Consider the following 20542-nt stretch of genomic DNA (forward strand, 5'->3'; position numbering starts at 1 on the left):
GGCGAGATCCGGAAGGACCTCGGTGTGGGAAGAGCGTAACCCCATATTCGCGGCAGGGGGCAGTTTCGACACGCTTCCGCCCTGGTCCGATGCATATCGGTGCCTTCCGTGAGCCCTCCGCGAGAGGCTCTCGATCCTCCCGCGGGGGTCCGGATCCGGCCCTCGCGGATCAGGCGTAGGCGGTCCGCAGCTCCTCGGCGCGGCGGCGCAGCGCGGCGCTGTCCGGTCCGGCGCCGAGCAGCCCTCGGGAGAGCGAAACCAGGACGTGACCTGCACTGCTGCCGAAGACCTCGGACCTCTGCTCGGGGCCGGCGCCCTGGGTGCCGAATCCCGGGGCGAGCAGGGGGACGTGGGGGGCGGCGGTCTCCAGACCGAGCCGTCGGTAGGCGTCGCCGACGGTCGCGCCGACCACGAGCCCGACGCTCGACCACTGCCCCGGCGCGCCGCCGCCGATCTCCTCGGCGTGTCGCGCGATCTCGAGCGCGACCGGCGTGTCCCCCGCCGTCCGGGCGTGCTGCACCTGCGGCCCGTCCGGGTTCGAGGTGAGCGCGAGATAGAACAGCCCCTTCCCGTGGGCGGCCGCGAGCTCCGCGGCCGGGGCGAGGGATCCGGCGCCCAGGAACGGGCTGACGGTGATCGCGTCGGCCTCGAGCGGTGCGCCGGCGCGCAGGTGCGCCGCGGCGTAGGCGCCCATGGTCGAGCCGATGTCGCCGCGCTTGACGTCGAGGATGGTCAGCACCCCGGCCTCGCGGCACGCGGCCAGCAGCTCCTCGAGCACGGCGACCCCCGCCGCCCCGTGGCGCTCGAAGAACGCCGACTGCGGCTTGACCGCGGCCACGCGCCCGGTCACCGCCTCGAGGGTGCGCAGCGAGAACGTGCGCAGACCGTCCGCGTCATCGGGCAGGGACCAGTCCTCGAGCAGGGAGGCGTGGGGGTCGATGCCCGCCACCACCGGCCCCCGCTCGACGACCGCACCCTGCAGGCGCCTCCCGAAGGGCGCCGCCGCGCTCATGCCGAACCCTGGGCCGCGCGGGCCGCGTGCAGCGTGGCCGTGTGGGCCTGGAGGCTGCGCACCTCGAAGGGCTCCACCGGGCGGGCCTCGATCGCCTGCACCGCCGCCTGGAACTCCTGGAGGGTCGTGATCACCGGGACGTCCATGCTGGTGGCGGCGGCACGGATGGCGTAGCCGTCCACCCGGGCGTTGGAGCCCGAGGGGGTGTTCAGCACCAGGTCCACCGCGCTGTTCTCGATGAGGTCGAGCACGCTCGCCTCGTCCCCCGGCTCGGAGGCCTTGCGCAGCACCCGGCAGGGGATGCCGTAGCGGCGCAGCACCCGACCGGTGCCGGCGGTGGTGAGGATCTCGAAGCCGAGCGCTGCGAGGCGGGCGACCGGCAGCGGCAGCGAGCGCTTGTCGCGGTCGGCCACGGAGACGAAGGCGGTGCCCGCGGTGGGCAGGCCCTCTCCGCCGATCGCCAGCTGGGACTTCGCGAACGCCAGCGGGAAGGTGGAGTCCAGTCCCATCACCTCGCCGGTCGAGCGCATCTCCGGGCCGAGCACGGAGTCGACCGCGCGACCCTCCTTGGTGCGGAAGCGCTTGAAGGGCATCACGGCCTCCTTGACCGCGATCGGCGAGTCATCGGGCAGGTCGGTGCCGTCGCCGATGGCGGGCAGCACCCCGGTGCGGCGCAGGTCCGCGATCGAGGTCCCGGCCATCAGCAGGGCGGCCGCCTGGGCGAGCGGGACGCCCGTCGCCTTCGCGACGAAGGGCACCGTGCGGGAGGCGCGGGGGTTCGCCTCGAGCACGTAGAGCACCCCGTGGGAGAGGGCGTATTGCACATTGAGCAGGCCGCGCACGCCCACGCCCTCGGCGATCCCGAGGGTCGAGGTGCGGATGCGGTCCAGCACGGCGTCGCTGAGCGTGACCGGCGGGAGGGTGCACGCCGAGTCGCCGGAGTGCACGCCGGCCTCCTCGATGTGCTCCATGACGCCGCCGATGTACAGATCCGTGCCGTCGTAGAGGGCGTCGACGTCGATCTCGATCGCCGTGTCCAGGAAGCTGTCGATGAGGATCGGGGCCTCGGCGCGACCGCCGTCGGGCAGGTTCCGGCTCACGTAGTCGACCAGGCCCGCCTCGTCGAAGACGATCTCCATGCCGCGCCCGCCGAGCACGTAGCTGGGGCGCACCAGCACCGGGTAGCCGACCGTCGCCGCCACCTCGACCGCATCGCTCAGGCCCCAGGCGGTGCCGTAGGGCGGGGCCGGCAGCCCGGCCTCGGCGAGGACCGCGCCGAAGTGACCGCGGTCCTCCGCGTTGTCGATCGCGGAGGGGCTGGTCCCGATGATCGGCAGACCGGCCGCCTCCAGGCGCCGGGCCAGGGACAGCGGGGTCTGCCCTCCGAGCTGCACCACGACGCCCGCCACGGGACCGGCGGCGAGCTCCGCCTCGTACACCTCGACGACGTCCTCGAAGGTGAGCGGCTCGAAGTAGAGGCGATCGGCGATGTCGTAGTCGGTCGAGACCGTCTCGGGGTTGCAGTTGACCATGACGGTCTCGTAGCCGCCGCCGGGCAGCTCGGGGTTGCCGAGCGCGAGCGCGGCGTGCACGCACGAGTAGTCGAACTCGATGCCCTGGCCGATGCGGTTGGGGCCCGAGCCCAGGATCAGCACGGCCGGGCGCTCGCGCGGCTCGACCTCGGTCTCCTGGTCGTAGCTCGAGTAGTGGTACGGGGTGCGGGAGGCGAACTCCGCGGCGCAGGTGTCCACCGTCTTGTAGACGGGGTTGATGCCGAGCGCCTCGCGCACGCCCTTGACCACGTCGCCGCTCTGGCCGCGGAGCGTGCCGATCTGGTCGTCGGAGAAGCCGTGACGCTTGGCGAGGGAGAGCAGCTCCGCATCCAGCACCGCGGAGGCACGGATCTCGGCGGCGATCTCCGCGACCATGAGCATCTGGTCGAGGAACCAGCGGTCGATCGCGGTGGCCTCCACCAGCCGGTCCAGGGTCTCGCGCGGATCCAGGATCCCCTCCGCCGCGGACCACAGGATCCGCGAGATGGTCACCAGGCGGGTGTCGGTGGGTGTGCGCACCTCGTCCAGCAGGGACGCGACCTCCCCGGCCGTGGGCGGCAGGCCCTCGTAGGAGGGGGCGGCGCCCTTGACGTCGATCGAGCGCTGCGCCTTGCCGAGCGCCTCGGTGAAGTTGCGCCCCAGCGCCATCGCCTCGCCCACGCTCTTCATGGTGGTGGTCAGCGTCGCGTCCGCCGCGGGGAACTTCTCGAAGGCGAAGCGCGGGACCTTGACCACGACGTAGTCCAGCGCCGGCTCGAAGCTCGCCGGCGTGGTGCCGGTGATGTCGTTGCGGATCTCGTCGAGCGTGTACCCGATGGCCAGGCGCGCCGCGATCTTCGCGATCGGGAATCCGGTGGCCTTGGAGGCGAGCGCGGAGGAGCGCGAGACGCGCGGGTTCATCTCGATGACGACCACGCGGCCGGTCTCGGGGTGGGTCGCGAACTGCACGTTGCAGCCGCCGGTGTCGACGCCCACCTCGCGGATGATCCCGATGCCGAGGTCCCGCAGCTTCTGCAGCTCGACGTCGGTGAGGGTGAGCGCCGGGGCGACGGTCACGGAGTCGCCGGTGTGGACGCCGACGGGGTCGACGTTCTCGATCGAGCAGACCACGACGCAGTTGTCGTGGTGGTCGCGCATCAGCTCGAGCTCGAACTCCTTCCAGCCCAGGATCGACTCCTCCAGCAGCACCTCGGTGGTGGGCGAGTAGTGGAGGCCGTCGCCGCCGATGCGCAGCAGGTCGGCCTCGTCGTACGCCATGCCGGAGCCCAGCCCGCCCATGGTGAAGCTGGGACGGACCACCATCGGGTAGCCGAGCTCCTCGGCGGCCTCGAGCAGCTCTTCGGCGGAGTGGCAGATCTTCGAGCGCGCGGACTCGCCGCCCACCCGCTCGACGACCTCCTTGAACTGCTGGCGGTCCTCGGCCTTCTGGATCGCGTCGAGGCTCGCGCCGATCATCTCGACCCCGAACTCCTCGAGGGTGCCGTCCTCGGCCAGGGCGATCGCGGCGTTCAGGGCGGTCTGCCCGCCCAGGGTGGGCAGCAGCGCGTCGGGCCGCTCGGCGGCGATGATCGAGCGCAGGATCCCGGGGTCGATCGGCTCGATGTAGGTGGCATCGGCGATGTCCGGGTCCGTCATGATCGTGGCGGGGTTGGAGTTGACGAGGATGACCCGCAGGCCCTCCTCGCGCAGCACCCGGCAGGCCTGGGTGCCGGAGTAGTCGAATTCGGCGGCCTGGCCGATGACGATCGGGCCGGAGCCGACGACCAGGACGGACGAGAGGTCAGAGCGACGGGGCATCAGGACTCCTTGGTGGCGGAGGCGGCGCGGTGGGCGACGGCGATCTCGGCCAGAGTGTCGAACAGGGGCGCGGCGTCGTGCGGGCCGCCGGCCGCCTCGGGGTGGTACTGGACGGAGAAGACGGGGCGGTCCAGGCAGCGCAGGCCCTCGACCACCTCGTCGTTGAGGCCGACGTGGCTGACCACGACCCGGCCGTAGCGGCCGCCGTCGTGGGGGGCCACGTGCTCGCCCTCGAGCGGGACGTCCACGGCGAAGCCGTGGTTGTGCGCGGTGATCGCCACCTTCCCGGTCTCACGGTCCAGCACCGGCTGGTTGATGCCGCGGTGACCGAACTTGAGCTTGTAGGTGTCGAAGCCGAGGGCACGGCCCAGCAGCTGGTTGCCGAAGCAGATGCCGAAGAACGGCAGATCGGCGTCGAGGACGCCGCGCAGCAGCTGGACCTGCTCCTCCGCCGCGGCGGGGTCGCCGGGCCCGTTGGAGAAGAACACGGCGTCGGGCTCAGTGGCGAGCAGGTCCTCGAGGGAGGTGGTGGCCGGCAGCAGGTGCACGCGCAGGCCGCGCTCGAGCATGCTGCGCGGCGAGGCGCCCTTGATGCCGAGGTCCACGGCGGCGACGGTGGCGATCGCCTCGCCCTCGGGCTCGAGCACCACGGGCTGGGCGAGGGTGACCTCCTCGACGAAGTTCGCGCCGGTCATCTCCGGCTGGTCCCGCACCGCGGCGAGCAGCTCCTCCTCGGAGGAGGTCAGCGCGTCGCCGGAGAAGATGCCGCCGCGCAGCGAACCGGTCTCGCGCAGGCGCCGGGTGAGCATGCGGGTGTCGATGTCCGAGATGCCCACCACCTCGCTGCTGATCAGCAGGTCGTCGAGGGTCTGCTCGGCGCGGTAGTTCGAGGAGATGCGGCTGGCGTCGCGGACGGCGTAGCCGCGCACCCAGACCTTCCGCGATTCCATGTCGGTGCTGTTGGCTCCGGTGTTGCCGATGTGCGGGGCCGTCTGCACGACGATCTGGCCGGCGTAGGAGGGATCCGAGAGGGTCTCCTGGTAGCCGGTCATGCCGGTGGAGAAGACCACCTCGCCGAGACGGGCGCCGCGGGCGCCGTAGGCGCTGCCGCGCAGGACGGTGCCGTCCTCGAGGATCAGCAGCGCACGGTCGCGGCGCGCGCGGGCGGCCGGCGGCCTGGTGGAAGCGTTCGTAGCGGGGACCGCGTGGAGGGTCATGCGTGCTCCTTCCGGGAGAGCAGGAGGTCGTGGTCGGCGCGCCGGGCCAGGCGCAGGCCGGTGTCGAGGAGCTGGTCGCCGAGGCGCCAGCGGAGGACGAGGAGGCCGTCGCCCCCGATGAACTTCCCGGCCATGCCGGGAGCGGAGGTCACCTCGGCGAGAGCGGGGGCGGGGATCGTCAGGTCCGCGGCGCCCTCGCGCTCGAGGCGCCAGCTGCCGCCGTCGCCGACGCTCACCGCTGCCCGTGCCCGCTGGCCCAGGCCGTGGGCGACGACGCGCTCGAGCGGCTGATCGGCCAGGACCGTGTCGACGTACACGGCCTCGAAGGGGCCGGCGGCGATCTCCTCGCCGCGCGCGGCGAGAGCTGCGTGCTCGGGAGCGGGCAGGTGGCTCTGGGACCGGCCCCGGCGCCGCCATCCCCACGCCATGGCGGCGAGGGCGAGGACGAACAGCGCGGCGAGGAGCAGGACGGGGACGAGCTGGTCCATCAGGGGTGCTCCACGATCGCGCCGTCGCGCACCGTCGGGCGGCCGGCCAGCACCGTGAGGCGGTTGGCGCCGGGCAGCTCGAGGCCCGCGACGGGCGAGTTGCGGCTGCGCGAGGCGTGCTCACCGGGATCGGCGATCCGCACGGGGCGCGGGTCCCAGACCAGCACGGTGGCCGGGGACCCCGGTGCCAGCGGGCGTCCCTGGTCCTCGTCCCGGCCGATCTCCGCAGGCTTCTCGGACAGCACTCGGGCGACGTCCCGCCAGGTCAGGCGCCCCTCGTCGACCATCGTGGACTGCACCACGGACAGCGCGGTCTCGAGGCCCGTCATCCCCATCGCGGCCTGGTCCCATTCGCGGTCCTTGGCGTCGCGGGGGTGCGGTGCGTGGTCGGTGGCGACGATGTCGATGGTGCCGTCGGCCAGGCCCTCCCGCACCGCGGCCACGTCCTCGGCGGTGCGCAGCGGCGGGTTGACCTTGTACACCGCGTCGAACTGCCGCACCTTCTCATCGGTCAGCAGCAGGTGGTGCGGGGTGACCTCGGCGGTCACCGCGATGCCGCGCTGCTTGGCCCAGCGGATGATGTCCACGCTGCCGGCGGTGGACAGATGGCACACGTGCAGGCGGGAGCCGACGTGATGGGCCAGCAGCACATCGCGCGCGATGATCGACTCCTCGGCGACGGCCGGCCAGCCGGCCAGTCCGAGCTCCGCGGAGACCACGCCCTCGTGCATCTGGGCGCCCTCGGTGAGACGGGGGTCCTGGGCGTGCTGGGCGATGACCCCGTCGAAGGACTTCACGTACTCCAGCGCGCGGCGCATGAGCACCGGGTCGTGCACGCACTTCCCGTCGTCGCTGAACACGCGGACCCGGGCGCGGGAGCCCGCCATCGCGTCGAGCTCGGCGAGCCGCTCGCCCGCCAGGCCCACGGTGACCGCGCCGACGGGCCGCACGGCGCACCAGCCGGCGACGTCCCCGCGGCGCGCCACCTGCTCGACGACGCCGGCGGTGTCCGCGACCGGGGTGGTGTTGGCCATGGCGTGCACCGCGGTGAACCCGCCGCGAGCGGCGGCGCGGGTGCCGGTCTCGACGGTCTCGGCCTCCTCTCCCCCGGGCTCGCGCAGGTGGGTGTGGAGGTCGACGAGACCCGGCAGGACGATGCAGCCCTCCGCGTCGATCACCTCGGCGCCCGCGGGTGCCTCGAGGTCGGTGCCGACGGCGCGGATCTCCCCGCCCTCGAGCAGCAGGTCCTGGACGTCCTCGCCGTAGGGACGGCCGCCGCGGATCAGCAGGGTGGGCGCCTCGGCGGTCGCCGCTGCGGTGGTGGTGTTCTCAGTTCTCACGGGGCGCCTCCCGGGCGTCGGTGGCGAGCAGGTGGTAGAGCACGGCCATGCGGACGAACACGCCGGAGGCGACCTGCTCGACGATGACGCTGCGCGGGGAGTCGGCGACGTCCCCGGCGATCTCGAAGCCCCGGTTCATGGGGCCGGGGTGCAGGACGATGGCGTGCTCGGGCAGGACGGCGGCGCGGTCGATGGTGAGCCCGTAGCGCCGGGAGTACTCCCCCGCCGTCGGGAAGAAGCCGCCCCCGACCATGCGCTCGCGCTGGACGCGCAGCATCATCACCGCGTCGGGGCCGGAGGCGAGGGCCTCGTCGAGGTCGTAGCTGATCTCGCAGGGCCAGGCGCCGGCGCCGACGGGCACCAGCGCGGGCGGCGCCACCAGGGTGACGCGGGCACCCAGCAGCGTCAGCAGCAGCACGTTGGACCGGGCCACGCGCGAGTGCAGCACGTCGCCGACGATCACCACGTGGAGCCCGTCCAGGCCTGCGGCGGAATCCCCGGGACGCAGGTGGCGGCGGAGGGTGAAGGCGTCGAGCATCGCCTGGGTGGGATGCTCGTGGGCGCCGTCGCCCGCGTTGACGATCGGCTGGTCGATCCAGCCCGCATGGGCCAGCAGGTGCGCGGCGCCCGCGGAGCCGGAGCGCACCACGACCGCATCGGCTCCCATGGCCTGCAGGGTCAGCGCCGTGTCCTTGAGGGACTCGCCCTTGGAGACGCTCGAGCCCTTGGCGGAGAAGTTGATGACGTCGGCGGAGAGCCGCTTGGCGGCGGCCTCGAAGCTGATGCGGGTGCGCGTGGAGTCCTCGAAGAAGAGGTTCACCACCGTGCTCCCCACCAGGGTGGGGAGCTTGCGGATCGAGCGGGACTGGGTCTCCGCCATGTGCTCGGCGGTCGCGAGCACGTCGATCGCCGCGGCGCGGTCGAGGTCGGCGATGGAGATGAAGTGCCTCATGCCTGCCCCTCCCGGGTCCCGGCCGCCGGGCGGACGATGTCCACCGCGTCGACGCCGTCGGTCTCCTCCAGCTGCACGTGCACGCGCTCGGCGCGCGAGGTGGGCAGGTTCTTGCCGACATGATCGGCGCGGATCGGCAGCTCCCGATGGCCACGGTCCACGAGGACCGCGAGGCGCACGGCCGCCGGCCGGCCGATCGCGCCGAGCGCGTCGAGCGCCGCCCGGACGGTGCGCCCGGAGTACAGCACGTCGTCCACCAGCACGACGATGCGGCCGTCGATGCCCGCCCGCGGGATCCGCGTGGGGCTCGGCGAGCGGGTGGGATTGCCGCGCAGGTCGTCGCGGTACATGGTGATGTCGAGGGAGCCGGCGAGGTCCGTCGTCGGACGGTCCACGCCCTCGGCGCGCCGGATCTGCTCGGCGAGGCGCTGGGCGAGCGGGACGCCGCGGTGCGGGATGCCCAGCAGCACCAGGTCCTCGGCGCCGTGGCCGCTCTCGAGGATCTCGTGCGCGATGCGGGTGAGGGCCCGGCGGATCTCGTCGGCCCCGAGCACGCGAGCGTGCTCGTCGGCGGGGGGTGCGGCGCCCGAGGGCGCCGCGGGGTCGTTCGTCATGGAGTTGTCTCCCTTCCACGCCTCACAGGACGTGTCGTTAAAGGGTGCGGGTGCTCGTGCGAGCTCTCGCGATCCTACCCGAGCGCGACGGAGCGCGTCGGCTCGTCCTCCCGGTGGACCGGAGGGTGGTGCCGTGCGCTCAGGAGAGCAGTCCGCGGACGTCCACGAGCCGCTGGAGCAGGCCGTTGACGAAGCGCGGGGAGTCGTCGGTCGAGAGGACCTCGGCGATCTTCGTGTACTCGCCGATGACCGCACCGCGGGAGGACTCGTCCTCGCCGTACAGCACCTCGGCGCTGCCCAGGCGGAGGATCGCCCGGTCCGCGGCGGGCATGCGGTGCAGCGGCCAGTCCCGCGAGTGGGTGGCGAGGTCCTCGTCGATGTCCACGGCGTGCGGGGCGTACAGCTCGACCAGCTGACGGGCGCGCGGCGGCAGGGGCGTTTGCGCGGCGGAGACCTTCAGGCGCTCCGCGAGCACGTCGAGCACCTCGACCTGCTTGGCGTCGGCCTCGAACAGCACGTCGATCGCCCGGATGCGGTCCCGGGAGCGTCCGTGCAGCCGATCGGCGCGCGCCGGGACGGTGCGCTCGAACTCGACCTCCGCGCCCTCGCGGGTGGGATGCGGCAGGCCCGTGGCCCGGGGAGCGGCCTGCTCCCCGGTGCCGTCCTCGGCGGAGCCTCGGGTCACTTGACGCGCTCGAGGTAGTCGCCGCTGCGGGTGTCGACCTTGACCTTGTCGCCCTCGTTGAGGAACAGCGGGACCTGGATCTCGCGTCCGGTCTCGAGGGTCGCGGGCTTGGTGCCGCCGCTGGAGCGGTCGCCCTGCAGGCCGGGCTCGGTGAAGCTGATGGTCAGCACCACGGAGGCGGGCAGCTCGACGAACAGCGCCTGGCCCTCGTGGAAGGCGACGACGACGTCCTGGCCCTCGAGCATGAAGTCCTTGGCGCCGCCGACGATCTCCTCGGTGACGGAGGTCTGCTCCCAGTCGGAGGTGTCCATGAACACGTACATGTCCGTGTCCAGGTAGGAGAACTGCATGTCGCGGCGGTCGACGGTCGCGGTCTCGACCTTGACGCCCGCGTTGAAGGTCTTGTCCACGCCCTTGCCGGACATCACGTTCTTGAGCTTGGTGCGCACGAAGGCCGGTCCCTTGCCGGGCTTGACGTGCTGGAACTCGACCACGCTCCAGAGCTGCTTGTCCAGAACGAGGACCATCCCGTTCTTCAGATCGTTCGTCGTCGCCATGAGTCTCCTCGGTAGTCGTCGGGGCGGACCAAGGATAGCGCGCAGGGGCGCCGGAACCGCGGGGCGCGGGACGAGTCAGCGGGCCGACGTGAGGTCGATCATGCTCAGCAGACGCTCGGCGAGGGGGTGGGCGGCGCTCTCCTCGCGCCAGCCGCTGGTCTTCACCGCCCGGGAGACGGTCTGCTGGGTGACGCCCAGGCGCTCGGCGAGCTGCGCCTGCGTGGCGCCGGGATCCTCGCGCAGCGCCCGGACCGCTTCCCACTGGCCGCGATTGCGGGTGCGGATCATCCAGCCGATGAGCCGCAGCACAGCCTCCGCATCCGCGGCGGTGGCGTCCTGGCGCCCGTCGGCTGCGCGCACGGAGACGGCGACGGAGGAGGTGGTGCGCGCCGCGCGCACGGCCCGCTCCGCCGCGAGGACCGCGGGGCCGGAGATCGCACGGACGGTGTCGGGCAGGGGGCGCTCGACCGCCCCGATCCCGAGTCCGATGGCCCACTGCCCCGCCTCGCGGGCACGGAGCACCGCGGCCAGCGCATCCTCCGCGCGCGAGACCAGGGCGAGCGCCTCGGCGCCGGCGGTGCGCTCGGCCGCCAGCACCTGCGGCACCGGTGCCAGGGCGTCGAGGAGCGCGGGCACGGGATCACTGCGGTCACGAGAGCCCAGAGCCCTTCCGGAGAACGACAGGACGTACATCGGCCTCGACCACCTCTCACCCGGAACTCAGTAAAAATGCGCTGTACGACAGCGTACACGCGATTGCAGCTGACACCGTGCCGACACCGGATGCCGTGATCGACCGCCCGGCTTACGGGGTCACGACGACCGGCTCGCTGCTCTCACAGCCGCAGGAGCGTCGGATCACCAGCTCGGTGCGGAAGACCTGATGCTCCGAGGGGGCGTCCATGACCGCGGCGACGGCGGCCTCCGCCATGGCCCGGATGGGCTGGCGCGCGACGGTCAGGCCCGGCCAGCAGTACTCGGACTCGATGGTGCCGTCGAAGCTGACCAGGGCCACATCGCGAGGGACGTCGATGCCGGTCTCATGGAGAGCCCGCAGGAGCCCGACGGCCTGGAGGTCCGACAGGGCGAAGAGAGCGTCCGGGAGGTCCGGGGCATCACCGCGCAGCAGCTGTCGACCCATGCGGTAGCCTCCGGCGCGACTGAACTCATCCTCGAGGATCGGCCCTGCGGGCAGCCCGTGCCGGGCCAACGCCTCCCGCCAGCCGTCCTCGCGCCCGTAGGCGGTGTGGTTCCGCCGCGGCCCGGTGGCCAGGCCGACGGTCGCAGCCCCGTGTTCGACGATGAGGTGCTCGACCGCGTCTCTGGCACCCTGCCGGAAGTCCGGACCCAGGGTCGAGAGGCCGGACACCGGGCCGTCGGCGTTGATGAGGGCGACGGGGACGTCGCGCCGGGCGCGGAGGTCCACTCGATCACCTGCCGTCGCGCTGGCCACGATCAGTCCGCTGACCTGACGGTTCGCCAGGCTCTCCACGTTACGCCGCTCGAGGGACGGGCTGCCTTTGCTGTTCGCGACCACCAGGGAGCAGCCACGACGGGCGGCCGCCTGTTCGATCTCCAGCGCGTACTCGGCGAAGAACGGATTGCTGCTGTCGGGCACGATGAGCCCGATCAGATCCGTGGTCCCCAGGCGCAGGGCGCGCGCGCTGAGATTGGGGCGGTACCCCAGGCGCTCCACCGCCTCCCGCACCCGTGCCGCCGTCGTCGCCGCCACCGGACGCGGTCCGTCGTTGATGACGTAGCTGACCACCGCCGTGGAGACGCCCGCCTCCCGCGCCACGTCCGCGCGGGTGACCGCTCGTCGGGTGGTCGGACGTGGAGCGGTCGGATCGGCCATGACGGTGACACTACTGCGGGGGCGGTGCCGAGCGGGCCGATCCGGACGAATGAGAGCCTCTTCGCACTATGCGGTCGCTACTCGAATAGACCCGGAGGTCAGGAGACTTCAGGACTCCTCTTGCATCCAGAATCTATTCGTGTAGAGTCCCGACGACCCACAGTCGCCGCCCTGTCCGATCACACCCGTCACGTCCCCGTGACGGGCCACCGGACGAGCAGTCCCGGGCGGATCATTCAAGGAGGAATGACATGGCCGGATACCTCAGCACTGCCCACCAGCGCCCGCTCGGCCGCCGCGCCCTGCTCACCGGCACCGGTGCCGTCGCCGCCGCCGGCGCGAGCACCGTGCTCACATCCTGCGGGAGCGGCAGCAGCGGCATGCCCGCCGACGGAGCGGGAGGAGGCGGTGGGGTGACCTGGAGCTCGTGGGCGAACCCCGGCGAAGCCGAACGGTTCAAGCAGTTCTCTCAGGACTACGAGGAATCCACCGGGGTGTCCGTGACCTGGCAGCAGGTCGTCGGCGACTACCAGGCCAAGCTCCTCACGCAGCTCGCCAGCGGCTCGGGACCGGATGCGTTCTACGTCGGCGACGGCTCGATGGCCACGCTCATCGAGTCCGGCAAGCTGGAGGACCTCTCCGCCTTCCTCCACGGCCCGGAGTCCGCGGTGGACCCCGACGCGGTCTATCCGGGCCTGACCCAGTGGTGCCAGGGAGAGGACGGAGGCCTCTACGGCCTCCCGGTCGACTCCAACCCCAAGGTGTTCTGGTTCCACAAGGCGCTGCTGGAGGAGGCCGGCGTGACGACGACCCCGGCCGAGTCCTTCGAGGCGGGGTCCTGGGATCGCGAAGCGCTCGACGACCTGCTCACCAAGGTCGCGGCGACCGGCAAGCGCGGCATGGTGATGGAGGCGAACTGGTTCGACTTCGTCAGCCTCATCACCACCTTCGGCGGGACCGCGTTCACGGACACCGAAGCCGTCTTCGACACGGACCCGGTCGCGATGGATGTCATCAGCTGGCTGTTCGATCACTTCGAGGCCGGCACGATCTCCTACGGGGGGAGCCTGCCCAAGGGGCAGGGCGTCGATGCCCTCTTCTACGGGGGGCAGCTGGCCACCATCCAGTACGGACGCTGGATCCTGCCCAACCTCGAGAAGCTCCCCAATGTCGAGGACTTCGACATCGCGCCGATGCCGTCCGCGACCGGCGACGAGTTCGCTCCGGTGGCGGTGGGCGTCGCCGCGATGTCCGTGAACACCGACGCGCAGGACAAGGACGCCGCCCTGACGTTCATGTCCCACTACGTCAACGTCGATGGCCAGCGCGCACGTCTGGCCGGAGGAGGGAACGCCGTCCCCTCGATCGCGGGCCTCGACGAAGTCGTCACGGAAGGCGGGCTGCCCGAGCACGGGGCGTGGTTCACCGAGGTCGCCGCCACGGGATACGCCATCCCGCTCGTGCTCGCCCGGAAGGCCGAGGTGTCCACGAACCTCGGCACCGAGATGGACCGATCCATCCGGGCCGGCGACGATGCCCAGACCTTCGCCACGAAGATCGCCGCCTTCATCAACGAGGGCAGCTGACCATGAGCACCGACCTCCGGGCCGCGACCCCCGCGGCCGCCCCCTCGGGCGACGGCTCCCGCGGCCGGCGCTCCTCCCCGGCACGTCGTGCGCGGCGACGCGCGGAGAACGCCCTCGCCCTGGCCTTCCTCTCTCCGCAGCTCCTGGGGCTGACGGTGTTCATGCTCGGCCCGCTCCTGTTCGCCCTGGTCCTCGCTGTCAGCAACTGGGACGGCTTCGGCACGCGCTCCTTCGCCGGGCTCGCCAACTTCCGGTGGGTCTTCACCGACCCGCAGATGCTCACGTCGATGCGCAACACGCTGTGGTTCACCGTCATCCAGGTCCCGGGCATGATGGTCTCCGCCTTCCTCGTGGCGTTCATGCTCCAGAAGGCGGCCCGCGGACGGAACCTGTACCGGGTGTTCTTCTTCGCGCCCGTGGTCACCTCGAGCGTGGCGGTCGCCGCGATCTGGCTGTGGCTGCTGAATCCCGAGCTCTCGCCGATCAACAACGCGCTGCTGCAGCTGGGCATCATCGCCCCGGACTGGCTGCAGGACCCGCGCACCGTCATCCCGGCGATCGCCGTGGTCAGCATCTGGCAGGGCCTCGGGTACCAGATGGTCATCTTCATGGCGGGGCTCGAGAACCTGCCCCGGGCGCTGCTGGAGGCCGCCTCGATCGACGGCGCCTCCGAACGGCAGAAGCTGTGGAGGATCACCCTCCCGCTGCTCTCCCCGACGATCCTCTTCCTGTCGATCACGGGCATCATCGGCTCGTTCCAGGTCTTCGACTACATCTACTTCTTCCTGGACACGACGGCGCCCTCGTCGGCACGCACGATCGTCTACGAGATCGTCCAGATCGCCTTCCGCGAGTTCAACTTCGGACGGGGCTCCGCCCTCGCCGTCGTGCTGTTCCTGATCCTGCTGGCGCTGACCGGTCTGCAGCTGCTGGCCCAGAAGAGATGGGTCCACTACACAGAATGACCACTCCCCCCGACCTCCGCTCCGAGCCCCCGACACTCGCTCCGCCCTCGGCGACCACCAGGACAGCACGCCGCCCGCTGCGGTGGACCCGCGTCCTGCTCCACGCGCTGCTGATCCTCGGGGCCGTCGTCATGGCCCTGCCGTTCCTCTGGATGATCCTGTCCTCGTTCAAGCCGCTCGAGGAGATCTTCCTCCGCCCTCCGAAGCTGCTGCCGATGGCGCCGACGATCCAGAACTACGAGACGGCGTTCGCCACCGGCGGCTTCCTGCCCGCATTCCTCAACAGCCTCTACATCGCCACCGTCGTCACTGCAGTCTCGCTTCTGACCTGTGCCATGGCCGCCTACGCCTTCGGCCGCATGCGCTTCCCGGGCAACAATCTGCTGTTCGCGGTGTTCCTGGCCACGATGATGGTTCCCGGTCAGCTGACGATCATCCCGCTCTACATCATCCTCGGGAAGCTGCAGTGGATCGACACCCACCTGGCGCTCCTCGTCCCGCCGGCACTGTTCAACGCCTTCGGCGTGTTCCTCCTGCGCCAGTACGTGCGCGGCATCCCGAGGGAGCTGGAGGAAGCTGCCGCGATCGACGGCGCTGGCCGGGTGAAGGTGTTCATCACGATCATCCTGCCGCTGCTGCGCACCCCGATGGTCGCGCTGGGCATCTTCACGTTCCTCGGCCAGTGGAACAACTTCTTCCACCCGCTCATCTTCCTCAACAGCGCCGAGCTCTTCACGCTGCCGCTCTGGGTGAACCAGTTCAAGGGCGCCTACTCCTCCGACTGGGGCGGCTTGATGGCCGCCACCACCTTGGCTGCGGTGCCCTTCCTGCTGCTGTTCGTCATCGCCCAGCGTCAGATCGTCGAGGGGATCGCACTCTCGGGATCGAAGACCTAGACCGGGACCCGCCGCCCGGGCTCCGTCCCCTCGGCCACGATCCCGGGCATCTGACCACTCCACCCCCTCACCGAGAGGCACCGATGCACTCCACCCCCTCCTCACCGACGACCACCGCCGCCCCCGAGACCTCGCACCCTCCATCCGCTGTCCCGACCCCGAGCAGCACACCGCCGAGCGACGCCACCCTCCCCGGCGTCATCGCCCTGAGGGCCGGCGGTGCCACCGCCCTCGAGGTCGACCGCACCGGGGACGCGGCCCTCGAGATCTCTGCCCACGCCATAGACGGACTCCCCTCGCTCCAGGTGGAGGTCGAGCTCGGCGCCGCCGTGGCCTATTGGAGGCCCGGAGGCCGTGATGGCCACCTGCTCCCTCCGGACTGGGCCGGGACCCATTCGTCCGGCCTGGTCGACTCCGCGCCTGCCGGAGCCCTGTACGACGACAGCGGCACCGTGCTCTTCGCCTGGGCGGCCGGTGAGGCCGTGGCCGAGCTGATCATCACGGCGGGCGTCTCGGAGGAGCGCAAGATCTTCACCCTCGCCGTCCGTCCGGCACGCCCGCTGTCCGGCCCCCTGCAGCTGGTCCTCGACACCACGGGGGACTCACTGCCGAGGACGCTGGGCCGCCTGGCGGAGTGGATGTCGCAGCGCGTCGCCGGCGCCGCCCTCCCCGTCCCGCCGGTCGCACACCGTCCCGTGTACTCGACCTGGTACACCTTCACGCAGAGCATCAGCGACGCCCTCGTGCTCGAGGAGGCGGGCCGCGCGGCCGAGCTCGGCTGCGGATCGGTCTTCATCGACGACGGCTGGCAGCGCCTCGCCCACGGGCGCGGATACCAGGGCTGCGGGGACTGGGTCCCGGACCGGACCAAGTTCCCCGACCTGCCGGGCACCGTCTCACGGATCCATCGGCAGGGACTCGGCGTCGCTCTCTGGGTGGCACCGCTCCTGCTGGGCGCACAGAGCGATGCCTACTCCTCGATGGCACCGTTCGCCCCGCAGCGGCGCGAGAACCTCAGCTGCTCCGTGCTGGACCCGCGCCACCCCGAGGTCCGCACCTTCGTGGTCGAGACGTGCCTGCGACTGGTGACGGAGTACGGGGCGGATCTGTTGAAGATCGACTTCCTCGAACAGGCCATGGTCTACCGCGACGCACCGCCGGCCGGTGACATCGCCGACGTCGGCGAGGCGATGGCCCAGCTGCTGGGACGGCTGCGCGAGGCCCTGGTCCTCGCGGGGAGGGCCGAGGTCGTCTTCGAGTTCCGTCAGCCCTACGTGAGCCCGGCCGTCGCGCGGTTCGGGCAGATCCTCCGCGCCGGCGACTGCCCCGCCGACAGCATCGCCAACCGCACCTCCACGATCGACGCGCGATTGTTCGCCGCCGGCCAGATCGTCCATGCCGACCCCATGATGTGGGGGCCCACGGGAGGGGCGGAGGCCGCCGCACAGCAGCTGTATGCCGGATGGTTCTCCGTGCCGCAGATCTCGATGCGGCTGACGGAGCTCCCTGCGCGACAGCTGAAGACCGTGCGCAACCTGCTGCAGCTGTGGCGCGACCACGCCGAGCTCGTCCTGCACGGCGACCTCGTGGTCACCGGGGCCCAGCGAGGGTACGACACGGTGGCAGCGGTCCGCCCGGATCTGGGGCGCGCGGTGATCGCACGCTACGCACCGCAGCCGATCGAGCTGGGCTCCGTGTTCGTGGCCGAGGTGACGATCCTCAATGCCACGGCGGAGGCGTCCCTGCTCGTGCGCACCCCCTGCGCGATCCTCGGCGGTTCAGTCCGCACAGCCGACGGGACGCTCCACAGCGAGCTGACCGCGCATGCGCCCGGCCTCGTGGACCTGGCGGTGCCGCCGTGGGGTCGGGTGTCGATCACCCTCGAGGTCCCCGCCGGGGCACCGCAGCGAGCACTCGACGGGGCCCCGGGGCCGAGGTGAGGGAACGCTCCCTGCGGGGCGTCCCCGAGCGGGTCACGCGAGCTCGATGAGCTCCTGGTACTCGGCGTTCCAGAGGTCCTCGACGGCGTCGGGCATCATGAGCACCCGCTCGGGGTTCAGGGCGGCGACGGCGCCCGGGTCGTGGGAGACCAGCACCACGGAGCCCTCGAAGGCCGCCAGCGCCCCGAGGATCTCCTCGCGGCTGGCCGGATCGAGGTTGTTCGTCGGCTCGTCCAGGAGCAGGACGTTCGCGCTGGAGACGACCAGCGCCGCGAGCGCCAGGCGCGTCTTCTCCCCGCCGGAGAGCACGCCCGCGGGCTTGTGCACGTCGTCGCCGGTGAACAGGAAGGAGCCAAGGATCTTGCGGGCCTCGACCTCCGGCAGCTCGTACGCCGCGGTCATCATGTTCTCCAGCACCGTGCGCTCGAGGTCCAGGGTCTCGTGCTCCTGGGCGTAGTAGCCCACGCGCAGGCCGTGGCCGGGCAGGATCTCACCGGTGTCCGGCGCGTCCACGCCGGCCAGGATCCGCAGCAGCGTCGTCTTGCCGGCGCCGTTGAGGCCGATGATCACCACACGGGAGCCGCGGTCGATCGCGAGGTCCACGCCGGCGAAGATCTCGAGGCTGCCGTAGGACTTCGAGAGGTCCTTCGCCATCAGCGGCGTCTTGCCGCACGGCGCGGGCTTGGGGAAGCGCAGCGAGGCGACGCGATCGACCTGCCGCTCCCCCTCGACGCCGTCGAGCATCCGCTCGGCCCGCTTGAGCATGTTCTGGGCGGCGACGGCCTTGGTGGCCTTGGCCCGCATCTTCTCCGCCTGGGCGGTCAGCGCGGTGGCCTTCTTCTCGGCATTGGTGCGCTCGCGCTTGCGGCGCTTCTCGTCGTCCTCGCGCTGGCGCTGGTACAGCTTCCAGCCCATGTTGTAGATGTCGATGATCGAGCGGTTGGCGTCGAGGTAGAACACCTTGTTGACCACCTGCTCGACGAGCTCCACGTCGTGGCTGATGACGATCAGCCCGCCGCGGAAGCTCATGAGGTACTCGCGCAGCCACACGATCGAGTCGTGGTCGAGGTGGTTGGTGGGCTCGTCCAGGATCATGGTGGAGGCCTGGGAGAAGAGGATCCGGGAGAGCTCCACGCGGCGGCGCTGACCGCCGGAGAGCGTCCCCAGCTCCTGCTCGAGCAGATGGTTGGGCAGGCCCAGGTTGGCGGACATCCGCTTGGCCTCGGCCTCGGCGGCGTAGCCGCCGGCGGCGTCGAGCTCGGCCTCGAGCCGCGGGTAGCGGTTCATCGCCTTCTCGCGCCGTGCCTCGGAGAGGCTCATGTCCCCCATCTCCTGCTCCGCCTTGCGCAGGCGACGGAAGATGCCGTCGAGGCCGCGGGCGGAGAGGATGCGGGCGAGCACGAGCTCCGAGGGGTCGCCGCTCTGGGTGTCCTGGGGCAGGTAGCCGAGCTCGCCGGTGACCTCGACGGACCCCTCGGAGGGATCCAGGGTCCCCGAGAGCACCTTGGTCAGGGTGGTCTTGCCGGCGCCGTTGCGGCCCACCAGGCCCACCCGGTCCCCGTCGGTGATCTGGAAGGAGACGTCGCTCATGAGCAGCCGGGCGCCGACGCGGATGGCGAGGTCGTGCACGGTGATCACTGCAGGGGTGCTCCTGTTCGGGACGGGACGGGGCGGACGCTGCGACGCGGCGGCCCGGGGCCGGTCCCGCGCAGGGCCGGATCGAGTCTAGGGCCGCACCGCCCCCACCGCCCGTGATTACGCCGCCGACGGTGCCGCGAACCACACTCGCCGCCCGTCGGCGGACCCTCCGGCCGCTCCGGCAGCGAGGTGTGCTTCCCGGAGCGGCGACCCCGGTGCCGGAGGTGCTCGCATTCCACCGCACGCCGCGCCCTGCGGTGCCATGCTGGGTGGGAGCGGCCCCGTGCGGGGCCGGAGATCACCGCAGAGAGGCGCGAGATGAGAATCGGTGTCCCCCGTGAGGTCAAGAACAATGAGAATCGCGTGGGCCTCGGCGCCGCCGGGGTCCACGAGCTGGTGGTGCGCGGCCACGAGGTGGTGGTCGAGTCGGGAGCGGGCCGGGGCTCGCGGGTGAGCGACGAGGACTATCGCGCCGCGGGCGCGCACGTCCTCGAGAGCGCCGACGAGGTCTGGGCGCAGGCGGAGCTGATCGTCAAGGTCAAGGAGCCCGTCGCCGAGGAGTACGGGCGCCTGCGCCGCGGACAGGTGCTCTTCACCTACCTGCACCTCGCGGCCGACCGGGCGCTCGCTGACGCCCTGCTGCGCTCGGGCGCCACCGCGATCGCCTACGAGACCGTGCAGCTGCCGGACCGCTCGCTGCCGCTGCTGGCTCCGATGAGCATGATCGCCGGTCGGCTGGCGGCGCAGGTCGGCGCCTACCACCTGATGTCTCCGCTGGGCGGTTCGGGGGTGCTGATGGGCGGCGTGCCCGGCACCTCCGAGGCGAACGTGGTCGTCATCGGCGGCGGCGTGGTGGGCGAGCAGGCCGCGCTGATGGCGCACGGCCTGCACGCGAATGTCACCGTGATGGACCTCGACGTCCAGCGCCTGGGACAGATCGCGACCGTCCACCACGGCGGGATCCTCACCCGCTACTCGACCTCGCTGGATCTCGCCGCGATGGTCCGCGAGGCCGATGTGGTGGTGGGCTCGGTGCTGATCCCGGGCAAGAGGGCGCCCAAGCTCGTCACCGACGAGATGGTCGCGTCCATGAAGCCCGGCGCCGTGCTGGTGGACGTCGCGATCGACCAGGGCGGCTGCTTCGAGCACTCCCGTCCCACCACGCACGACGCCCCCACCTTCCGCGTCCACGACACGGTCTACTACTGCGTGGCGAACATGCCGGGATCGGTGCCGGTGACCGCGACCGCGGCCCTGAACAACGCGACCCTCCCCTACATCCTCCGCCTTGCGGGAGCGGGGTGGCGGGAGGCGCTGCGGGCGGATCCGGCGCTGGCGGCGGGCCTGCACACCCACGACGGGCAGCTGACCCATGCCGGCACCGGGGAGGCGCACGGCCTCGAGGTCACCGCGGCCGAGGAGATCCTGGGCTGAGCGACGCCCCTCC

At 71.7% G+C, this 20542-nt stretch carries 17 protein-coding genes; 5 read left to right on the top strand and 12 right to left on the bottom strand.

Annotation, left to right across the window (positions count from 1 at the left end; genetic code table 11):
* Positions 1-169 precede the first annotated feature (169 nt).
* The 11 genes from pyrF to CXH06_RS15575 form a co-directional block, all read right to left on the bottom strand.
* Positions 170-1012 (bottom strand): orotidine-5'-phosphate decarboxylase, encoded by an 843-nt coding sequence (gene pyrF / locus CXH06_RS15525; RefSeq protein WP_114856101.1) that lies wholly within the window; start codon positions 1010-1012, stop codon positions 170-172.
* On the bottom strand, positions 1009-4362 hold the full coding sequence (gene carB, locus CXH06_RS15530) for a carbamoyl-phosphate synthase large subunit (protein WP_114856102.1): 3354 nt from the start codon (positions 4360-4362) through the stop codon (positions 1009-1011). The genes pyrF and carB overlap by 4 nt, the downstream gene beginning before the upstream one ends.
* Positions 4362-5579 carry a glutamine-hydrolyzing carbamoyl-phosphate synthase small subunit gene (carA, locus tag CXH06_RS15535; RefSeq protein ID WP_114856103.1) on the bottom strand — a complete coding sequence of 406 codons (1218 nt, stop codon included), beginning with the start codon at positions 5577-5579 and terminating at the stop codon, positions 4362-4364. Before carA ends, carB begins: the two co-directional genes overlap by 1 nt.
* The gene (locus CXH06_RS15540) at positions 5576-6067 is read right to left on the bottom strand and encodes a hypothetical protein (protein ID WP_232820388.1); all 492 of its coding nucleotides are present in this window, start codon (positions 6065-6067) and stop codon (positions 5576-5578) included. The genes carA and CXH06_RS15540 overlap by 4 nt, the downstream gene beginning before the upstream one ends.
* Positions 6067-7407: a dihydroorotase gene (locus CXH06_RS15545; RefSeq protein ID WP_114856105.1), complete on the bottom strand. Its 1341-nt coding sequence runs from the start codon at positions 7405-7407 to the stop codon at positions 6067-6069. The genes CXH06_RS15540 and CXH06_RS15545 overlap by 1 nt, the downstream gene beginning before the upstream one ends.
* The gene (locus tag CXH06_RS15550) at positions 7397-8359 is read right to left on the bottom strand and encodes an aspartate carbamoyltransferase catalytic subunit (RefSeq protein WP_114856106.1); all 963 of its coding nucleotides are present in this window, start codon (positions 8357-8359) and stop codon (positions 7397-7399) included. The genes CXH06_RS15545 and CXH06_RS15550 overlap by 11 nt, the downstream gene beginning before the upstream one ends.
* Entirely contained in the window at positions 8356-8973 is a 618-nt protein-coding gene (gene pyrR / locus CXH06_RS15555; protein WP_114856107.1) for a bifunctional pyr operon transcriptional regulator/uracil phosphoribosyltransferase PyrR, read from the bottom strand. The genes CXH06_RS15550 and pyrR overlap by 4 nt, the downstream gene beginning before the upstream one ends.
* Positions 8974-9112: 139 nt before the next feature.
* A complete protein-coding gene (locus CXH06_RS15560) occupies positions 9113-9658 on the bottom strand; it encodes a transcription antitermination protein NusB (RefSeq protein WP_114856108.1) in 546 nt (181 codons plus the stop codon).
* Entirely contained in the window at positions 9655-10215 is a 561-nt protein-coding gene (efp, locus tag CXH06_RS15565; RefSeq protein ID WP_114856109.1) for an elongation factor P, read from the bottom strand. Before efp ends, CXH06_RS15560 begins: the two co-directional genes overlap by 4 nt.
* Positions 10216-10290: 75 nt before the next feature.
* Positions 10291-10851, bottom strand: a complete 561-nt coding sequence (locus CXH06_RS15570) for a helix-turn-helix domain-containing protein (protein WP_232820389.1) — start codon at positions 10849-10851, stop codon at positions 10291-10293.
* 169 nt (positions 10852-11020) lie between these two features.
* On the bottom strand, positions 11021-12070 hold the full coding sequence (locus CXH06_RS15575; RefSeq protein ID WP_114856111.1) for a LacI family DNA-binding transcriptional regulator: 1050 nt from the start codon (positions 12068-12070) through the stop codon (positions 11021-11023).
* 251 nt (positions 12071-12321) lie between these two features.
* Between CXH06_RS15575 and CXH06_RS15580 the strand changes: the two genes are divergently transcribed.
* The 4 genes from CXH06_RS15580 to CXH06_RS15595 all read left to right on the top strand — a co-directional run bounded on the left by CXH06_RS15580 (position 12322) and on the right by CXH06_RS15595 (position 17457).
* Positions 12322-13656, top strand: a complete 1335-nt coding sequence (locus tag CXH06_RS15580; RefSeq protein WP_114856112.1) for an ABC transporter substrate-binding protein — start codon at positions 12322-12324, stop codon at positions 13654-13656.
* A gap of 2 nt (positions 13657-13658) precedes the next feature.
* Complete coding sequence (locus tag CXH06_RS15585) at positions 13659-14621, top strand: carbohydrate ABC transporter permease (RefSeq protein WP_114856113.1); 963 nt, start codon at positions 13659-13661, stop codon at positions 14619-14621.
* Positions 14618-15517, top strand: coding sequence for a carbohydrate ABC transporter permease (locus CXH06_RS15590; protein WP_114856114.1), 900 nt, complete (start codon positions 14618-14620; stop codon positions 15515-15517). Before CXH06_RS15585 ends, CXH06_RS15590 begins: the two co-directional genes overlap by 4 nt.
* A gap of 83 nt (positions 15518-15600) precedes the next feature.
* Entirely contained in the window at positions 15601-17457 is a 1857-nt protein-coding gene (locus CXH06_RS15595; RefSeq protein WP_114856115.1) for a glycoside hydrolase family 36 protein, read from the top strand.
* A 33-nt stretch (positions 17458-17490) separates the two neighbouring features.
* Here CXH06_RS15595 and CXH06_RS15600 read toward each other — a convergent pair whose 3' ends face one another.
* Positions 17491-19095: an ABC-F family ATP-binding cassette domain-containing protein gene (locus CXH06_RS15600; RefSeq protein ID WP_114856116.1), complete on the bottom strand. Its 1605-nt coding sequence runs from the start codon at positions 19093-19095 to the stop codon at positions 17491-17493.
* 318 nt (positions 19096-19413) lie between these two features.
* Between CXH06_RS15600 and ald the strand changes: the two genes are divergently transcribed.
* Positions 19414-20529, top strand: coding sequence for an alanine dehydrogenase (ald, locus tag CXH06_RS15605; protein WP_114856117.1), 1116 nt, complete (start codon positions 19414-19416; stop codon positions 20527-20529).
* The last annotated feature ends 13 nt before the right edge of the window (positions 20530-20542 follow it).

Source organism: Brachybacterium sp. YJGR34 (assembly GCF_003347015.1).
In the GTDB taxonomy this organism is placed as follows: Bacteria; Actinomycetota; Actinomycetes; order Actinomycetales; family Dermabacteraceae; genus Brachybacterium.

Excerpts from the sequence above, each read along its gene's own strand:
- pyrF (WP_114856101.1), bottom strand. The coding sequence starts at position 1,012 with ATGAGCGCGGCGGCGCCCTTCGGGAGGCGCCTGCAGGGTGCGGTCGTC.
- carB (WP_114856102.1), bottom strand. The coding sequence starts at position 4,362 with ATGCCCCGTCGCTCTGACCTCTCGTCCGTCCTGGTCGTCGGCTCCGGC.
- carA (WP_114856103.1), bottom strand. The coding sequence starts at position 5,579 with ATGACCCTCCACGCGGTCCCCGCTACGAACGCTTCCACCAGGCCGCCG.
- CXH06_RS15540 (WP_232820388.1), bottom strand. The coding sequence starts at position 6,067 with ATGGACCAGCTCGTCCCCGTCCTGCTCCTCGCCGCGCTGTTCGTCCTC.
- CXH06_RS15550 (WP_114856106.1), bottom strand. The coding sequence starts at position 8,359 with ATGAGGCACTTCATCTCCATCGCCGACCTCGACCGCGCCGCGGCGATC.
- pyrR (WP_114856107.1), bottom strand. The coding sequence starts at position 8,973 with ATGACGAACGACCCCGCGGCGCCCTCGGGCGCCGCACCCCCCGCCGAC.
- efp (WP_114856109.1), bottom strand. The coding sequence starts at position 10,215 with ATGGCGACGACGAACGATCTGAAGAACGGGATGGTCCTCGTTCTGGAC.
- CXH06_RS15575 (WP_114856111.1), bottom strand. The coding sequence starts at position 12,070 with ATGGCCGATCCGACCGCTCCACGTCCGACCACCCGACGAGCGGTCACC.
- CXH06_RS15580 (WP_114856112.1), top strand. The coding sequence starts at position 12,322 with ATGGCCGGATACCTCAGCACTGCCCACCAGCGCCCGCTCGGCCGCCGC.
- CXH06_RS15585 (WP_114856113.1), top strand. The coding sequence starts at position 13,659 with ATGAGCACCGACCTCCGGGCCGCGACCCCCGCGGCCGCCCCCTCGGGC.
- CXH06_RS15590 (WP_114856114.1), top strand. The coding sequence starts at position 14,618 with ATGACCACTCCCCCCGACCTCCGCTCCGAGCCCCCGACACTCGCTCCG.
- CXH06_RS15595 (WP_114856115.1), top strand. The coding sequence starts at position 15,601 with ATGCACTCCACCCCCTCCTCACCGACGACCACCGCCGCCCCCGAGACC.
- ald (WP_114856117.1), top strand. The coding sequence starts at position 19,414 with ATGAGAATCGGTGTCCCCCGTGAGGTCAAGAACAATGAGAATCGCGTG.